Source organism: Pontixanthobacter aquaemixtae, from assembly GCF_009827395.1.
Lineage (GTDB): Bacteria > Pseudomonadota > Alphaproteobacteria > Sphingomonadales > Sphingomonadaceae > Pontixanthobacter > Pontixanthobacter aquaemixtae.
The window spans coordinates 773564-789084 of the sequence record NZ_WTYX01000002.1 but is presented as its reverse complement, the minus strand read 5'-3'; the positions used below and the strand labels follow the sequence as shown (position 1 = coordinate 789084).

The 15521-nt window shown below is 59.6% G+C and carries 14 protein-coding genes; 9 read left to right on the top strand and 5 right to left on the bottom strand.

Features of this window, described 5'->3' with window-relative positions; translation table 11 throughout:
* Nucleotides 1-2 precede the first annotated feature (2 nt).
* A complete protein-coding gene (locus GRI41_RS12750; protein ID WP_202388811.1) occupies nucleotides 3-395 on the top strand; it encodes a DUF1761 domain-containing protein in 393 nt (130 codons plus the stop codon).
* 22 nt (nucleotides 396-417) lie between these two features.
* Here the strand turns inward: GRI41_RS12750 and GRI41_RS12745 are convergent, their stop codons facing one another.
* On the bottom strand, nucleotides 418-1041 hold the full coding sequence (locus GRI41_RS12745) for a TetR/AcrR family transcriptional regulator (RefSeq protein ID WP_202388810.1): 624 nt from the start codon (nucleotides 1039-1041) through the stop codon (nucleotides 418-420).
* A gap of 125 nt (nucleotides 1042-1166) precedes the next feature.
* On the opposite strand from GRI41_RS12745, the gene GRI41_RS12740 reads away from it, so the two are divergent.
* The 4 genes from GRI41_RS12740 to GRI41_RS12725 are packed head-to-tail and all read left to right on the top strand — an operon-like array spanning nucleotide 1167 to nucleotide 5495.
* Complete coding sequence (locus tag GRI41_RS12740; RefSeq protein WP_202388809.1) at nucleotides 1167-2279, top strand: ABC transporter permease; 1113 nt, start codon at nucleotides 1167-1169, stop codon at nucleotides 2277-2279.
* Nucleotides 2276-3004 carry an ABC transporter ATP-binding protein gene (locus GRI41_RS12735; RefSeq protein WP_160605413.1) on the top strand — a complete coding sequence of 243 codons (729 nt, stop codon included), beginning with the start codon at nucleotides 2276-2278 and terminating at the stop codon, nucleotides 3002-3004. Before GRI41_RS12740 ends, GRI41_RS12735 begins: the two co-directional genes overlap by 4 nt.
* A 2-nt stretch (nucleotides 3005-3006) precedes the next feature.
* Nucleotides 3007-4035, top strand: a complete 1029-nt coding sequence (locus GRI41_RS12730) for an efflux RND transporter periplasmic adaptor subunit (RefSeq protein WP_160605411.1) — start codon at nucleotides 3007-3009, stop codon at nucleotides 4033-4035.
* Nucleotides 4032-5495, top strand: coding sequence for an efflux transporter outer membrane subunit (locus GRI41_RS12725; protein WP_160605409.1), 1464 nt, complete (start codon nucleotides 4032-4034; stop codon nucleotides 5493-5495). The genes GRI41_RS12730 and GRI41_RS12725 overlap by 4 nt, the downstream gene beginning before the upstream one ends.
* Here GRI41_RS12725 and GRI41_RS12720 read toward each other — a convergent pair.
* From GRI41_RS12720 to GRI41_RS12705, 4 genes are all read right to left on the bottom strand, one after another.
* Nucleotides 5465-6457, bottom strand: a complete 993-nt coding sequence (locus tag GRI41_RS12720) for a HupE/UreJ family protein (protein ID WP_160605407.1) — start codon at nucleotides 6455-6457, stop codon at nucleotides 5465-5467. The two genes, GRI41_RS12725 and GRI41_RS12720, sit on opposite strands and share 31 nt — an antisense overlap.
* Entirely contained in the window at nucleotides 6454-7275 is an 822-nt protein-coding gene (locus GRI41_RS12715) for a peptidyl-prolyl cis-trans isomerase (RefSeq protein ID WP_160605405.1), read from the bottom strand. The genes GRI41_RS12720 and GRI41_RS12715 overlap by 4 nt, the downstream gene beginning before the upstream one ends.
* Nucleotides 7272-9203, bottom strand: a complete 1932-nt coding sequence (locus tag GRI41_RS12710) for a DUF3604 domain-containing protein (protein WP_160605403.1) — start codon at nucleotides 9201-9203, stop codon at nucleotides 7272-7274. The genes GRI41_RS12715 and GRI41_RS12710 overlap by 4 nt, the downstream gene beginning before the upstream one ends.
* 80 nt (nucleotides 9204-9283) lie before the next feature.
* The gene (locus GRI41_RS12705) at nucleotides 9284-9736 is read right to left on the bottom strand and encodes a MaoC family dehydratase (RefSeq protein ID WP_160605401.1); all 453 of its coding nucleotides are present in this window, start codon (nucleotides 9734-9736) and stop codon (nucleotides 9284-9286) included.
* A gap of 115 nt (nucleotides 9737-9851) precedes the next feature.
* Between GRI41_RS12705 and putA the strand changes: the two genes are divergently transcribed.
* The 4 genes from putA to GRI41_RS12685 all read left to right on the top strand — a co-directional run bounded on the left by putA (nucleotide 9852) and on the right by GRI41_RS12685 (nucleotide 15492).
* Nucleotides 9852-12986, top strand: coding sequence for a bifunctional proline dehydrogenase/L-glutamate gamma-semialdehyde dehydrogenase PutA (gene putA, locus GRI41_RS12700; RefSeq protein WP_160605399.1), 3135 nt, complete (start codon nucleotides 9852-9854; stop codon nucleotides 12984-12986).
* Nucleotides 12987-13036: 50 nt separating this feature from the next.
* The gene (locus tag GRI41_RS12695) at nucleotides 13037-13582 is read left to right on the top strand and encodes a hypothetical protein (RefSeq protein WP_235901227.1); all 546 of its coding nucleotides are present in this window, start codon (nucleotides 13037-13039) and stop codon (nucleotides 13580-13582) included.
* A 76-nt stretch (nucleotides 13583-13658) separates the two neighbouring features.
* Entirely contained in the window at nucleotides 13659-14213 is a 555-nt protein-coding gene (dcd, locus tag GRI41_RS12690) for a dCTP deaminase (protein WP_160605397.1), read from the top strand.
* Nucleotides 14214-14310: 97 nt separating this feature from the next.
* Nucleotides 14311-15492 carry a saccharopine dehydrogenase family protein gene (locus tag GRI41_RS12685; RefSeq protein ID WP_160605395.1) on the top strand — a complete coding sequence of 394 codons (1182 nt, stop codon included), beginning with the start codon at nucleotides 14311-14313 and terminating at the stop codon, nucleotides 15490-15492.
* Nucleotides 15493-15521 lie beyond the last annotated feature (29 nt).

The window sequence follows — 15521 nt, the reverse complement described above, 5'->3', positions numbered from 1 at the left end:
CCATGGAAGTAAATTGGATAGCGGTGGTTGCCGCGGCACTGTCAGCATTCGTTCTGGGCGGAATCTGGTACGGACCACTCTTCGGCAAGAAGTGGCAAAATCTGAATGGCCTCAGCGATGAACAGATTGCCTCAGGCAGTCCCGCGATCATCTATGGTGGCGCGCTGGTGCTGTCATTGATCGCAGCGCTCGTCTTCGCGATGTTTTTGGGCACGAAACCGGGTATCCAGTTTGCGACCGCAGCCGGTTTTGCTGCGGGTCTATGCTGGGTCGCTGCAACCTTCGGCATCAACTACCTCTTCGCCCGCCGTCCGCTTGGACTGTGGCTCATCGATGGCGGATATGCGACCCTACAGTTTACATTGTATGGATTGCTGATTGGTTGGTTGGGGTAGATTGCTGGCCGAGGGCCAGTTCCTATCGCGAATACGCCTTCAGGAAAACATCCACCGCACCCGCGATGCGATCTTGATCGCGTTGCGGATCCACCTCGGCACCGAAGCGGCGCTCCAGATCGCCCATGCCTTTGCACATTGAAACGAATTGTTCGGCCGCAAGGCCGGTGTCCTCGATCTGCAGCCGCCCGGCGCTCACCAACCGGTCGAGCAAGGCAATAAAGGCGCTTTTCATCCGGTGGGGGCCGGCATTGAGAAAGGCGGCGCCAATTTCGGGATCGTGTTCGGTTTCGGCCGCGATACGGCGGTCAAACTGGATCATTTCCGGGCGCGAGAGAAAAGCCACCATAGCTTCCCCGATACGGCGGAACAGCGCCGGCAAATCTTCGCCTCCGGTGAAATCGATCGAAAAATGCCCGCGCATATTCTCGCATTCGCGATCGACCGATGCGGCAAACAGCCCGCGCTTGTCGCCAAAGTGATTATAGATCGTGACTTTGGAAACACCGGCATTCGCAGCGACTTGTTCGATAGCGGTTGCCGCGAAGCCGACATTGAAGAAAGATAGCGACGCAGCCTCGATAATGGCCGCACGTTTGGCCTCGTCCGATGGCCGACCCAGTTTCTTTTCGCTACCTATTGACAAAATGAACGACTCCGTTCAATTAAACGCTACCGTTCACTAATGGGGCAAGAACTTCACTAGTGCAAGTTGCCAACCTCTCCCGCTAGCGAAACCGAGGTGATCGAGTGCTGTGGATCGCAATTCGAATGCTAACCGGTGACAAGCAGAAGTTTTACGGGCTTCTGTTCGGCATCGCATTCTCGACTCTGCTGATTACGCAGCAGCTGACCATTTTTGTGAACCTGCTCGAACGCGGGGCAAGCGGCACATATAATGTCTCCAGCGCTGACGTTTGGGTGATGGACCCGGTCAGCCGGACTACCGATGTCGCTTATGCGCTTCCTTCCACCGCGCTCGATCAGGTGCGCGGCGTTCCCGGCGTTGACTGGGCCGTGCCGCATTTGCGCGCCAATGCCTCGGTCAGAACCAAGGATGGCGATTTGGAAGGCGTGGCAATCATCGGCGTCGATGATGCGACGCTGATTGGCCTTCCCAAAGGCATGATCGAAGGCAGCACCGATGTTCTCTCCCAGCCCGATTCGGTCATTATCGATGATGTGGGCGCGGAACGGATGTTCCCGGGGCAGAGCCCGATCGGCGAGAGGCTGGAACTCAATGACCAACGCGCAGTGGTGCGCGGAATTGCCGATGCGATACCCAGCTTCACCAGCACGGTTGTGCTCTACACCAAATATAGCCAGGCGCTGCGCTATGTCCCCGGAACGCGGAACCGGCTGAGCTTTGTGCTGGTTGGTGCGGCTGACGGGATTGATGCCAAGAGCCTGTCCGAACGGATCGAAGAACAAACCGGCCTCAAAGCGCAGACTCGAGACGAATTCGCTCGCGACGGCGTCGATTTCATCATCGAAAACACCGGAATCCCGCTCAATTTCGGGATTACCGTGTTGCTTGGATTTATTGTCGGCGTGGCGATTGTCGGGCTGACATTCAGCCTGTTCATCCGCGACAACATCAAACAGTTTGGCGCGCTCAAAGCTATCGGAGTGACCAATGGCAAGATAGCGCAAATGGTCGCGGTGCAGGCCGGGATGGTCGGAATGATCGGCTATGGCCTAGGCGTGCTTGGCACGGTGGGCTTTATATCGGCCTTCTCCAATGATCCGACATTCAAAGGCTTTTACATTCCGTGGCAAATTCCGCTCATTTCCTTTGCGGCGATGGTGTTGATTATTGTGCTGACGGGATGGATCGCGCTGCGCGGTGTGATGAATACCGAACCTGCGGCGGTGTTCCGATGACCGAAACTGGCAACCAGGCCGAACGCCAACCCGCCATCCGCACCCGCGGCGTGACACGCGATTTTCAGGCGGGCCAGCAGACCATCCGGGTGCTCCACGGTATCGATCTGGATGTATGCCCCGGCGAACTGACTTATCTGGTCGGCGAGTCTGGCTCCGGCAAAACCACCATGATTTCGATCATGTGCGGCATTTTGTGGCCGACCGATGGCGATGTCGAAGTGTTCGGCACCGATATTTACAGCCTGTCCGATACCGATCTGGTCAATTTCCGGTTGCAGAATATCGGCTTTATTTTCCAGCAGTATAATCTGATTCCCTCCATCGATGCCGCGTCCAATGCGGCAGTGCCGTTGATCGCGCAGGGAATGGACCGGCTTGAAGCGCGCGAGCGTGCGGTGGCAATGCTCGACAAGCTCAATATTGCCGATCAGGCGGGCAAGCTCCCCAACCAGCTTTCGGGCGGCCAGCAGCAACGCGTCGCAATCGCCCGCGCGCTTGTTCACGAACCGCGCCTTGTGGTGTGCGACGAGCCGACCGCCGCGCTCGATGCCAAGTCCGGCCGCCGGGTGATGGATCTGCTGCGCGAAGTAGGCGTGGCCGAAGACCGCTCGGTTATTATCGTGACCCATGACAACCGCATTTTTGATCTCGCCGACCGCATCCTCGTGCTGGAGGACGGGCGGATAACACATGACGGCACCGACATGCCGGAGGACCACTAGTAATGGCATTGCTACCTGAAAATCTCAGCTTCTCGCGCAAGATTCTGCCGATCATTGCGGTGGCCGGTCTGCTCTTGGCAATCGTGTTCATCTGGAACGGCCTGCCCGACCGCGAATTGTCCGAGCCGGAGAACGAGCCGCCACGCGCAACCGGCGAGCTTGCCAATTCGGCGCGGGTCGCAGGCGCAGGCCTGGTCGAACCGTCGAGCGAGATCGTCGATATCGGCACGGCCTTGTCCGGCCTCGTCAGCGATCTGCGCGTTCAGCCGGGCGATTATGTCGAAAAGGGGCAGGTCCTGTTCACCGTTGATGACCGCGCGGTCCGGGCGCGCATCAGCGAAACACAAGCTGCCATCGGCGAAGCCCGCGCAGCGATCAGCGAAGCGCAATCCGCCAGAGCGACCGCACAAAGGCAGCTTAGCCTTTACAATCAGGTTGAAGATCCAGCCGCCGTTTCGCGCGCTGAAGTCATTCGCGCACAAGGCGATGCCGATGCCGCCAACAGCCGTTTGAAAGTCGCCCGCGCCAGGCTTTCCGCCGCACAAGCCGCTGCCGGCAGTGCCCGCACCGAATTGGGCCGGCTTACCGTTCGCGCGCCCATGGCAGGCGAAATTCTGGAAGTGAATATCCGGCCGGGCGAATTCGTCTCCACCATGGGCGGGAGCGGGCTGCCCTTCATTCGCATGGGCGAAACACGGCCGCTCTATATCCGTGTCGATATCGACGAATCCGAAGTCGCGCGGATGGATATGGGCGCATCCGCCATCGTGTCACCGCGCGGCGCGGCGGGTGAGCAGGTCGAAGCAAAATTCGTCCGCGCAGAGCCGCTTGTCGTGCCAAAAAGATCGCTGACCAATAGCGCCAGCGAGCGAGTCGATGTGCGCGTGCTGCAAGTGTTGTATGAACTACCCGAAACCGACGGTCTGTTCCGGGTCGGCCAACAGATTGATGCGTTCATTCCGGCAAAGACGACGAACACGAAAAAGGCCGGCCAAGCAAAACCCGCTGATAGTGAGGCGGAAGCGCAATGACACGGCACCGTCCGCTCTTTGCGCGCCTCTTGCTGACAGCCGGTGCGAGCATCGCGGTGAGCGCATGCGTGGCCGGGCCCGCCCCCGAAATTGCAACGCCGCCACCCGCTTTGCCGCAAAGCTTTGCCTATACCGCATCGGGCGAAACGGAGGCATCGGTCGACGCATTATTGCCCGTCAATGATCCGGCTTTCCTTACCTTGTCCGACGCCGCGCTCGCCGGTTCGCCAAGCCTGCTCGAAGCCGCGGCAAGGATCGACAAGGCCATCGCCAATGCTGCGGGCGCAGGCGCCAATCGTATGCCGGTGGTTTCGGGTGACGCATCGGTTGCAGGCACGCGGACAAGCCCTGCTCAATTCGGAAGCAATCTTCCCGCTGCCTTTGGTATCGACAGCGAGCGGATGCGATATGGCGCGAATATTTCCGGGTCTTGGGATCCCGATCTGTTTGGCCAGCTTCGCGCACGGGAACGGGCGGCGGACAGTCTGGTGGACGCAGCAGGCGCCGATGCCGCGGCGCTGCGCATCTCGATCATGGCTGAAATTGCCGCCGCAGTGGTCGATTGGCGCACCCTAAAGGCACGCGAGGCTTCGCTGAAAGAAGATCTGGTCGCGGCAGAGACACTCGTCACCTTGGCCGATATCCGCGAGCGTGCGGGAATTGCCCCGGGTTTTGATCGTGTTCGCGCAGAGACTGTTGCCGAATCGAGCCGCGCCAGGATCGCCGCATTGGACAGCGAACGCGTGCGGATAGTCGGCCGGCTGGTGACGCTGACCGCGCAACCGGCGCAAAGCGTGAAAGAAGCGCTCGCGCAGCCGGGTCCGGCGGCTTCGATCCCGGATGCTCCATCCACCACCCCGTCGCAGCTGCTGGCGAACCGGCCCGACATCCAAGCCGCAGCCGCGCGTCTGGCGGCAAGCGATGCGCAGCTTTACGCGGCGGCCGCAGATCGTTTTCCGAAATTCACGCTTTCGGCAGCTCTGGGCCTGCTCGCATTTGATGTGGGCGGTCTGTTTGACGGCGACGCGGCGGTCGGGTCTGCCGGTGGTTCTCTGCTTGCGCCGCTGCTCGATTTCGGGCGGATCGAAGCGCAAATTGATGGCGCAGCGGCAGACAAGCGCGCGGCGTTTCAAGCTTATCGCGGGCGCGTTTTCGCAGCGTTGGGAGAAGCCGAAACAGCCTATGGCCTGGTGCAGTCCAGTGATCGCCAGCTGGTCGCAGCCGAGCGCGAGCGCGCCAGCGCCAACCGCGCAGCCGAACTGGCAGAGGTGCGCTTCCGCGCAGGCCTTTCGAATTTTCTCACCGTGCTCGATGCGCGGCGTGCTGCCGATGCGTCTGGCGAAAGAGTCGCGGTGACACGCGGGCAGGCGCTAAGATCGCGTTTGCTCCTGTGGCAGGCGCTTGGCGGCAATAATGGCTTTGTGAACGATCAGGCGATCACCCGGTCAACCAGCCAGTAAGCCCCGATTATTCCGATGCCATAGGCCGAAAAGCGAACCGTCGGAGCGAGCGCTTGAACGGCCATGCGGCGAAGAACGGCGAGCAAAGCAAGCAACACTGCGATCACCAGCAACTGTCCCGCCTCAACGCCGATATTAAAGGCAAGCAAGGCCGCAAGGATATCTTCCTCCGGCAATCCAATCGAATTGAGCGCGCCAGCGAAACCGAACCCGTGCAGCAGACCGAACAGAAATGCGACCACCCATGGAAATCTCCTTGTGAGTGTCAGCTTTTCACCCTCTGGCCGCAGGATTTCCAAGGCGAGAAACAGGATCGACAGCGCAATCAAGGCTTCGACCGGGGCTTGCGGCAGCCCGACATAGCCCAGCGCCGCCACTGCCAGCGTGATCGAGTGCGCAATCGTGAACGCAGTCGCCGCAAGAATGACTGCCCGCCAATTCTTGATCAGCAAAACCAGCGCAATCACGAAAAGCAGATGGTCCCACCCGGCCAGAATATGTTCCACGCCGATGATGAAATAGGTTCGCAGCACTTGGAAAGTGTCAGGCTGCGCCGCGATTGCAGCGGTTGGTTCCTTGGCAGTCAGGCGGAGCGCCTGAACCGGTTCGCCTAACGGTTGAACCCGAACCAGCATATCCGATTGCCCGATCAGACCGGGCATGGCGATTGATTGCCCGCCAAGCGGGGCCGAACAGCGCAGCGTCGCAGATCCGATCACCGCGCCCTGCGCCGCGCCAATCTGCGGGTCGGCCTCAAAATCGCACGGCTCGGGTATCAAAGGGGGCGCGGGAGTCTCTGCCGGCGGTTTGGTGAAAGTTTGCTTCCATGACAGCTGCCACACACCTTGAGACTGCTCGGTAAGCTCGAGATAGCCGGGGCGCAGCTCGTCCGCCTGCGCCGTTGCAGGTAGCAGCGCCCATGCCGCCGCCAGCGCGGCGAAGAGGCATGCCAGAAATCTCATCTCTCGACAGACACCTCATAGGCATCGCGGAGAAGTTGGTACGCTTCGTCCTGCCGGGTCTCGAGAGTTTGGGTGCGCCAATCATTTTCTACTCGCTGGCGGATATCCTCCAGCGGGGGGACTTTGCCCACATTGCGCGCGCGCAAACGGATCAGATGCCAGCCGAAACCCGACACGACCGGGCCAGACCACGCCCCTGGCGTCTCGATAGACCGCAAATTGTCGAGGAAGGCTGACCCGAAGTGCCCTTCGACCTGCCGCGACGGGAGATTATCCGATGCGGGAGGCAAGGAGATTGCCTCACCCAAACCCTTCCAGTTATCTGCGGAGCTAATTTTTGCCAGAGCCGCTTCCGCGTCGTCTTTCTCGGCAAAATAGAGCTGGTCGAAACTATAGGTCGTGTCATCGGCAAAGCGCTGCGGATTGTCGGCCAGCCATGTGCTCAACGTTTCATCCGAAGGCTGCGCGGTTTCCACCATGCTCGATGCGAGAAAGTTCATCTTGTTGGCGAGCCGCTTGCGCACCACCGCATCATCGCGATCGAGCCCCAGCCTGAGCGCTTCACGGTACAGGATTTCCTCGCGCAACCAGGTCTCCGTCAACCGGTCCAACTCGGCATCGGTGGGCGGGCGTTGCATGGTCCGTTCCCATTGGAGCGAGAGCCGCGCGCGGTCTTCAAGCGAGATTTCGATAGTCCGGCTTGCCGGATCAACGGGTTCGCCCTTCCATGCAAAAAACACGAACAGGGCGGCGCCCGCTATCAGGAATTGGACCAGCGGTTCGCGCAGCCCCGTTCGGGCCCATTGGGGTATGGTCATGGCGCGTTGGCTGCGCCTGATGCCGGCTGGTTCACCCAGATCGGTGACGTGTAGGCGCGTTCCTGACCGACCGAATTTGCCTTTGCCTCTTCGCTCAATTCGAATCCAAAGCGTAATGCATCAAACAAGACCCAGCGCGGCGTCGGGATCTCCAGCACGCGCACATAATAAAACGCGTTCTGCCCGGCACGATATTCGGGGTCGGTCCAGACGGTCTGCAACTCGGCCGCCCCGATATCGTTGGTGTAGGTTGCTTTTGCGCGGTCAACCGTATCGCCAACCGCGGGCACTTTCCCGCCGACTGTGCGGCGCGTGTCCTGGTCTGACCAGATCACGTCGAACACTTTCTCGCTGGTTGTGCCATCGGAATTGATCCAGCCTTTGACAATTTGAACGCGGTCAAGATGCGCGCCCTCGGGGTCTTTCAGCGCCGATACGATGAATTGCGGAGCGCTGCCGGTATCTTCCAGCTCCCCGCCCATCGGCACGCCGTTTGCATAGGCGCTGGCAACCCAATCACCCGAAAAATCCGTGCCGGAAAAATCCGCCCCGCCAAAAAACCGCACGGTCATGCGCGGGCCGGTTGTCGCGTAGACTTCGCGCCGCATCATCGCGTCAAAGATTTCCGCGCGCGTGTTGGCTTTGGCCCAGACCGCCGCATAGCCGCTGGCAAGATAGTTCCAGCCGAACCGCCCCACCCTGGTTCCCAGATTCTGCGGCGCATTGGCGCGTTCCGCATCGGGTTCCGTGCCGGTATGCTTGCCGAAGAAATTATCCTCGTCAGCGGTCGCGAGCGTGGTGTGGCTGTCGGTCGATCCGATCATCCCGAACTTGTACGGGTTCACCCCGGTCTGCTGTTCAATCGACAGCCCGCGCTTGAGCGCTTCGCGCAAATACTCCCCGGCGAGCATCGAATTGTCTTTGGGTGCAGTGAGCGAGAGATTGCCGATTTCCCACCCTGCATCGCCGAAGCTGGCGAATTCGTCATTGGGTGAAAGAAACGGATGAGACTCGCTATCGCCTTTGATCTGCGTCGCTTCGACAACCGGTTCGCGGTGCGCGCGCCGGCGCGAGGTTTCCGCCGTCATCGGCCCGCCATCGGCCTGCGTCAGTTCGAACATCAGCCCGTTCGAGAGATTGGAGTTATGCGGAATGGCCAGCACGCGGCCACCCGTCGCTGCCTCATAGGCGTCCATATAATCGAACAACCCGTCAATCTCTCCGTCGATCCCCGGATATGGGAGCGTGGCAGATGTACGCTCAAAACCGTCGCGATACATCACGACCCGGTGCAGATTGTTGCCGCCGGGCATGGCGGTCCATTCATATCCGGCGATCGGGGTGAATTTGCCCGGCTCGTAATATTTGTCGAGCGTTGCCAGATGGGTGGTCCAAATATCTTTGGTTGCTTCTGCCTGTGTCTCCGGATCGCGCAGGGCTTCGGGCAAAGTCCCGTTCGAAGCGGCAGTAATCAATTCCGCGATCGCCAGTTGCGACTGCTCGGGCGATTCATGCATCATATCGTGCCAACGCAGCAGCGTTTCGTCTTGGATCAAGGCGCGCGGCGCATCGTAGAGACGGCGGGTTGACCCCAGACCGTCGCTATGATCGGCAATCACCAGGAAATCGAGCGGGCGCGAGAGTTGTGCATCAATGCCGGTGGTCGACGTAACCATGTCACCACGCGCGAATTGGAGCGCCGCATCGGGGCCGAGCCGCGTGCCAAAGCCGAACGCATCGATCGAATTGTCGGTGTGAAGATGCGTGTCTCCCCACAGCACTTTCTCGGGATATTCGCTGAGTGTGACGGCTGCCTCGGCTTCGGCAACATCCTGCGCGGCGGCAACGGGATCATCGCGCAAAAACAGGTACCACACCGCACCAGCAACGGCCGCAATCACAACCAAGACACCCAGAATTTTCTTCATGACACCCCTCCTGCGCTGCGATTCCCTCGCAAACTTGTGGCACTGGTGATGCCATAGTCTCCGCTCAGGTCAAGTCCGGGTCAGGCGCCCGACCGCAGCAACAGCGCGGCGCGGGAGCATTTGCACACCACTTCATCTCTTTGGTTGAGCAGCTCGTGCTGGAACGTAACGATCCCTGCATTGGGCCGCGATTTCGATTCCTTCAGCGCGGCCACTTCGCTGGTCGCGCGAAGCGTATCGCCGATTGCCACAGGGTGCGGCATCATCACTTTGTCGTATCCCAGATTGGCAACCAATGTTCCCACAGTCGTATCGCCGACTGACAGGCCGATCATCAACGCAAAGGTGAAAGTGCCATTGACCAGAATCTTGCCGAATTCCGACTCTTTCGCAGCCTCTATGTCGAGATGCAGCGGCTGCGGATTGTGGGTCATCGTTGTGAACAGCAGATTGTCCGTTTCGGTCACCGTGCGGCGCAATTCGTGTTCGATCCGGTCTCCGACCTGCCATTCGTCAAAAAATCGTCCTGCCATTGCACCGCTCCATATTTGCTTTTCAAAGCCATGGCGCACGCTGCCACTTGATTGCAACTGAAACTAGGTTCAGATCGCCCAAGAATTACCAACCCCTCTATAGATTGAGTCGCCTATGACCCGGCCCGCCCCGCTAGACCGCATTGCATTCCGTCTGGCTTATCGTCAGGAAGAAAATGCCTGCGTTGCGGAACGGATCAAGCAAGCGGCCCCTGCAACCAACTTGCATGACCAATCCGCCGCAATTGCTATCCAATTGATCGAGGGCGCGCGCCGCCGCAAGGCCAGCGGGATAGATGCCTTTCTCCATCAATTTGGTCTCGACACCGAAGAAGGCATCGCGCTGATGTGCCTTGCCGAGGCATTGCTGCGCGTGCCCGACAGCGAGACCGCAGACATGCTGATCCGCGACAAAATCGGCGATATCGACTGGGGTGAACATCTGGGCGAAAGCTCTTCCACTTTCGTCAATGCGGCGACGTTCTCTTTGATGCTGACCGGCGAGGTTTTGGAGCGGCCCGAAGAACATCAGCGCGGCATGACCAAAACCTTTAAACAGACAATGAACCGGTTGGGTGAGCCGGTAATCCGCAAAGCGACTTTGCAGGCGATGCGCATTCTTGGCGGCCAGTTTGTTTTCGGCCGGTCAATCGGCGAGGCGCTGAAACGCGCGGTGCCCGAACGCAAGCAAGGCTTGACGCACAGCTTCGACATGCTGGGCGAAGCGGCAATGACCTATGCCGATGCCGAACGGTACCGGGTGGCCTATGAAAGGGCGATCGAACGGCTCGCCAGCGAGACCGATGGCGGGATTGGCACATCGCCCGGAATTTCGGTCAAACTGTCGGCCCTGCACCCCAAATATTTCTTCACCCATGCAGCGGAAGTGACCGCAGCCCTGCTGCCCATTCTCAAAGCGCTGGCGATCAAGGCGCGCGATGCGAACATGCATTTCACCATCGACGCGGAAGAAGCCGAACGACTCGAAATATCGATGGATATTATCGAAACGCTGGTGGCCGACGACCAGATTTTCGTGAGAGCTGACGGTACCCGCTGGGAAGGGTTCGGAATGGCAGTGCAGGCCTATCAAAAACGCGCTGCGCCGCTTTGCGACTGGGTTGTCAAACTGGCCCGGCGGCATGCCCGGCGGCTGATGGTCCGGCTGGTCAAAGGCGCCTATTGGGATACTGAAATCAAGGTATCGCAAGTTGGCGGCTACACCGATTATCCTGTGTTTACCCGCAAGATCGCGACCGACGTGTCCTATCTCGCCTGCGCGTCCAAGCTGATCGATGCAGGCGACGCGATCTATCCCGCTTTTGCCACGCACAACGCCTATACGGTCGGCGCAATCAAGGCGCTTGCCGAAGACGCCAAGCATGAGGCCGATTTTGAATTCCAGCGCCTGCACGGAATGGGCGAGGATATTTACGAGGAACTGGCCAAGCTGGAGGGAGATGCCCGGACCCCCGTGCGCATTTACGCCCCCGTTGGCAGCCACAAGGATCTGCTGGCCTATCTTGTCCGGCGGTTGCTTGAAAACGGGGCAAATTCCTCTTTCGTCAACCGCATGGCAGATGCCGAAGTGCCCGCCAAAGATCTCGCCACCGATCCGGTTGCGGAAATGGCTGCGCTGTACCCCAAACGGAACCCGGCAATCCCGCTGCCAGCTGACATTTTCCCCGACCGGACCAACAGCGCCGGTATCGATCTGTCCGATCCGCTGGTCCGCGAACCGCTGATGGGGAGGCTGGAGAAACTGGCTTCTGTCTCTTGGCATGCCGAGCCAACATTCCCCTCAGAAATGGAAGCGGAAATCGCCCCGATTACCAAGCCGCAGGATCTGACCAGCGAAGTCGGCACACGGCGCGACAGTTTGCAGGAAGAAGTCGAGGAGGCCATCGGACGGGCCGAGGCAATCCAGCCCGGCTGGAATGCAATGGGCGGAGAGAAACGCGCGCTCCTGCTCGAAGCTGCGGCCGATGCCTTTGAAGCGCATACGGACGAATTTCTTTCGCTGTGCCAGCGCGAGGCAGGCAAAACCTTGGTCGATGCGGTGCTGGAACTGCGCGAGGCGGTCGATTTCCTGCGCTATTACGCTGCCGAAGCGCGCCATTTGTGTGCCGAGCCGTTTCTCCTGCCCGGTCCCACGGGCGAGGAAAACCGGCTTAGTCTGGCAGGACGCGGCGTGTTCGCCACGATCAGCCCGTGGAACTTCCCCTTGGCGATCTTTATCGGCCCTGCGGCAGCGGCGCTCGCAGCGGGCAACGCCGTTGTTGCAAAGCCTGCAGAACAGACACCGCTGATCGCCGCGCTCGCGGTCAAGCTGTGCCACGAGGCGGGCATTCCCGAGAAAGTCCTGCAATTGCTGCCCGGTGCGGGCGATGTTGGCGAATTTATCACCAGCGATCCGCGGCTGGCGGGCGTTGCCTTTACCGGATCTACCGATACGGCCCGCGCGATCAACCGCTCTCTCGCCGCGCGCGAAGGGCCGATTGCGACTTTCATCGCTGAAACCGGCGGCCAGAACGCGATGATTGTCGACTCCTCTGCCCTGCCCGAACAGGTTACCCGCGATGTTGTCGCCAGCGCATTCCAGAGCGCCGGTCAGCGCTGCTCGGCGCTGCGCATGCTTTATTTGCAGGACGACATCTATGACGAGACATTGGCAATGATCCAGGGCGCGTTCGAAGCGCTCGAGATCGGCGATCCGGTGCAGCTCAAAGTCGATGTCGGGCCGGTGATTGATCCGGATGCAAAGGCCGCTCTTGAACGCCATATTGCGCGCCGCAAGAAAGCCGGGCGCAGAGTCTGGCGGCGCAAGCTGCCCAAAGGGACCGGCGCAGGCTGTTTTGTCGCGCCGACGATTATCGAGCTTGATTCCATTCTGGATCTGAAACGGGAGAATTTCGGCCCGGTCCTGCATGTTGCGCGGTTTGGCGGTGACCAGCTTGGGCAAATAATCGACGATATAAACGCAACCGGTTTTGGCCTGACCTTGGGGCTGCACAGCCGGATCGAGGAGACACGGCGCTTTGTTGAAGCGCGCGCCCGGGTTGGCAATTTCTACGTCAACCGCAACCAGATCGGCGCGGTGGTGGAAAGCCAGCCATTCGGCGGGGAAGGCCTGTCGGGCACTGGCCCCAAAGCCGGCGGACCGCATTATGTCGCGCGCTTCGCCACCGAACGCGTCGTGTGCATCGACACCACGGCGGCAGGCGGCAATGCGAGCCTGCTGGCGAGTTAGGCAGAGGATTTCATTGCGCGCGCCGTTGGTTGGGTATTAGAGAACGCATTATGACCCGATTGAAAGCCCTGTTCCGCCTGGTGACGCTTGCCATTGCACTCGTTCTGTCGGGTTGGTCGCTGCCTGCCGCTGCCGAAGTGAAAATGGCCTTTCACAGTTTCAACGGCTCTGTCTTGTTCGGGCGTTACCCGCATACTTTCGTGCGGCTGTCGGGCACGATGCAGGACGGCACCAAAGTCGAAGAAAATTACGGCTTCACCGCCAAGAAAGTCACCACCGCCATCCTCAATGGCCCGGTCGAGCATGACATACAGGTCGAGAACGCCAGCTATATCCAGAAAACCAACGTCCATTTCACCGTGACCCTAACCGATGCACAGGTTGGCAAAGTCCGCGCGACCATGCGCAAATGGCGCGATGCTCCGGGCAAATATTACGATCTCGACACGCGCAATTGCATCCATTTTGTCGGAGCGATGGCGCAGATTGCCGGGCTCAAAGTGGACTATCCGAAAAACATGCTGCGCCGCCCGAAAAAGTGGCTCAACCACATCGCCGCGCAAAATCCGCAGCTTGGTGCAAAGCGTATCCGCTAGCTTGATCGCGATCATCAGAGGGGAAAAGCGGGCTCTGCTGCTTGCCCCGCACGCATAAGTGGGGAATCACTCGGCCATGGCGATTCTCAGCGATAAATGGATACGGTCCGCAGCTCAGGAAAAGGGCATGATTGAGCCCTTCGTCGAAGCGCAGCGGCGCGACGGCAATATTTCCTACGGGCTCAGCTCTTTCGGTTATGACGCGCGCGTCGCGCCCGAATTCAAGATTTTCACCAATGTCGACAGCAGCGTGGTCGATCCCAAGGAATTCGACCCGAAGAACTTTGTCGATCGCGAAACGGATGTCTGCATCATCCCGCCCAATTCCTTCGCGCTTGCCCGCACAGTCGAATATTTCCGCATCCCCGAAGATGTGCTGGTGATCTGTTTGGGCAAAAGCACCTATGCGCGCTGCGGGATTATCGTGAACGTGACCCCGCTGGAGCCGGGCTGGGAGGGCCACGTGACGCTGGAATTTTCGAACACGACCCCGCTGCCAGCGAAAATCTATGCCAATGAAGGCGCGTGCCAGTTCCTGTTCCTGCAAGGCAACGAACGCCCCGAGGTCACCTATGCCGACCGCGCGGGCAAATATATGGGGCAAAGAGGCGTGACGCTGCCAAAACTGTGACAGAAACGGGCAGGAATTCGTCCTGAACTCCGCGATGCCGTTACGTCTTTGACTCTCCTGCTTTGCACGCGCATTCAGGCAGGAAAGGAGAGACAGCATGAGCAAGTCAGAGCGCGAATTCGACATTATAATTTATGGCGCGACCGGCTATACCGGACGCCTTGTCGCCGAGTATTTGCACCAACATTACAATGAGCTCGATGACGAGCCGCAATGGGCGATGGCGGGGCGCAGCCTGACCAAATTGCAGGAAGTGCGCGACGAAATCGGCGTGCCTGCCGACACCGCGCTGATCGTTGCCAATTCGGACGATCCGGCCAGTTTGAAAGCAATGTGCGAACGCACCAAGGTCGTCCTGACAACTGTCGGCCCGTACCAGCTTTATGGCGATGCGCTGGTCACCGCCTGCGTAGAGACGGGGACCGACTATGCCGATCTGTGCGGCGAACCCGGCTGGATGCACGAGAAGATCAACGAACATCATGAGGCCGCGAAAGCCAGCGGCGCGCGGATCTGCTTCTCTTCAGGCTTCGATTCGATCCCTTTCGATCTTGGTGTTTACATGCTGCAGAAGGAAGCGATTGCGAAATTCGGCAAGCCTGCGCCGCGCGTAAAGGGCCGCGTGCGATCAATGGTAGGGACATTTTCAGGCGGGACCGCCGCCAGCTTGACCGCGACGATGAAATCGGTCGCCAAGAACCCCAAACTGATCTCGGTCTTGCAAAGCCCCTTCGGCCTTACACCGGGATTTGAAGGACCGGACCAGCCAATGGGTCTGGTCCCCGAATATGACGAGACGATCGGCAAATGGGCCGCGCCCTTCATCATGGCGACGATCAACACCAAGAATGTGCACCGCACCAACTTCCTGCTTGGCCATCCCTATGGCGAAGATTTCAAATATGACGAGATGATGCTCACCAGCGCGGGCGAATTGGGTGAAAAGGCTGCCAAAGCGGCAACCGAAATGCTCAAGAACCCGTTCGGTGCCAAGCCTCCCAAACCGGGCGAAGGGCCCAGCGCGGAAGAACGCGCAAACGGCCATTACGATGTGCTGTTCGTGGGCGAAATGGAAGATGGCGAAATCATCCGCTACGGCGTCAAAGGCCGCTATGATCCGGGCTATGGCTCCACCAGCCGCATGATCGCAGAGACCGGCATCGCTTTGCTCGCGAGCAAAGTCGATGGCGGTGTGGGAACGCCCGGATCATTCCTTGGCGAACATCTGGTCAAACGCCTGCAGGACAACGCCGAGATCAGTTTCGCGCTTGAAAGCTGATCTCGACGCTGCCGGGAGAGGCCCGCCCA

Excerpts from the sequence above, each read along its gene's own strand:
- GRI41_RS12740 (WP_202388809.1), top strand. The coding sequence starts at position 1,167 with ATGCTAACCGGTGACAAGCAGAAGTTTTACGGGCTTCTGTTCGGCATC.
- dcd (WP_160605397.1), top strand. The coding sequence starts at position 13,659 with ATGGCGATTCTCAGCGATAAATGGATACGGTCCGCAGCTCAGGAAAAG.
- GRI41_RS12710 (WP_160605403.1), bottom strand. The coding sequence starts at position 9,203 with ATGAAGAAAATTCTGGGTGTCTTGGTTGTGATTGCGGCCGTTGCTGGT.
- GRI41_RS12730 (WP_160605411.1), top strand. The coding sequence starts at position 3,007 with ATGGCATTGCTACCTGAAAATCTCAGCTTCTCGCGCAAGATTCTGCCG.
- GRI41_RS12725 (WP_160605409.1), top strand. The coding sequence starts at position 4,032 with ATGACACGGCACCGTCCGCTCTTTGCGCGCCTCTTGCTGACAGCCGGT.
- GRI41_RS12705 (WP_160605401.1), bottom strand. The coding sequence starts at position 9,736 with ATGGCAGGACGATTTTTTGACGAATGGCAGGTCGGAGACCGGATCGAA.
- GRI41_RS12695 (WP_235901227.1), top strand. The coding sequence starts at position 13,037 with ATGACCCGATTGAAAGCCCTGTTCCGCCTGGTGACGCTTGCCATTGCA.
- GRI41_RS12735 (WP_160605413.1), top strand. The coding sequence starts at position 2,276 with ATGACCGAAACTGGCAACCAGGCCGAACGCCAACCCGCCATCCGCACC.
- GRI41_RS12750 (WP_202388811.1), top strand. The coding sequence starts at position 3 with ATGGAAGTAAATTGGATAGCGGTGGTTGCCGCGGCACTGTCAGCATTC.
- GRI41_RS12715 (WP_160605405.1), bottom strand. The coding sequence starts at position 7,275 with ATGACCATACCCCAATGGGCCCGAACGGGGCTGCGCGAACCGCTGGTC.
- GRI41_RS12720 (WP_160605407.1), bottom strand. The coding sequence starts at position 6,457 with ATGAGATTTCTGGCATGCCTCTTCGCCGCGCTGGCGGCGGCATGGGCG.
- putA (WP_160605399.1), top strand. The coding sequence starts at position 9,852 with ATGACCCGGCCCGCCCCGCTAGACCGCATTGCATTCCGTCTGGCTTAT.
- GRI41_RS12685 (WP_160605395.1), top strand. The coding sequence starts at position 14,311 with ATGAGCAAGTCAGAGCGCGAATTCGACATTATAATTTATGGCGCGACC.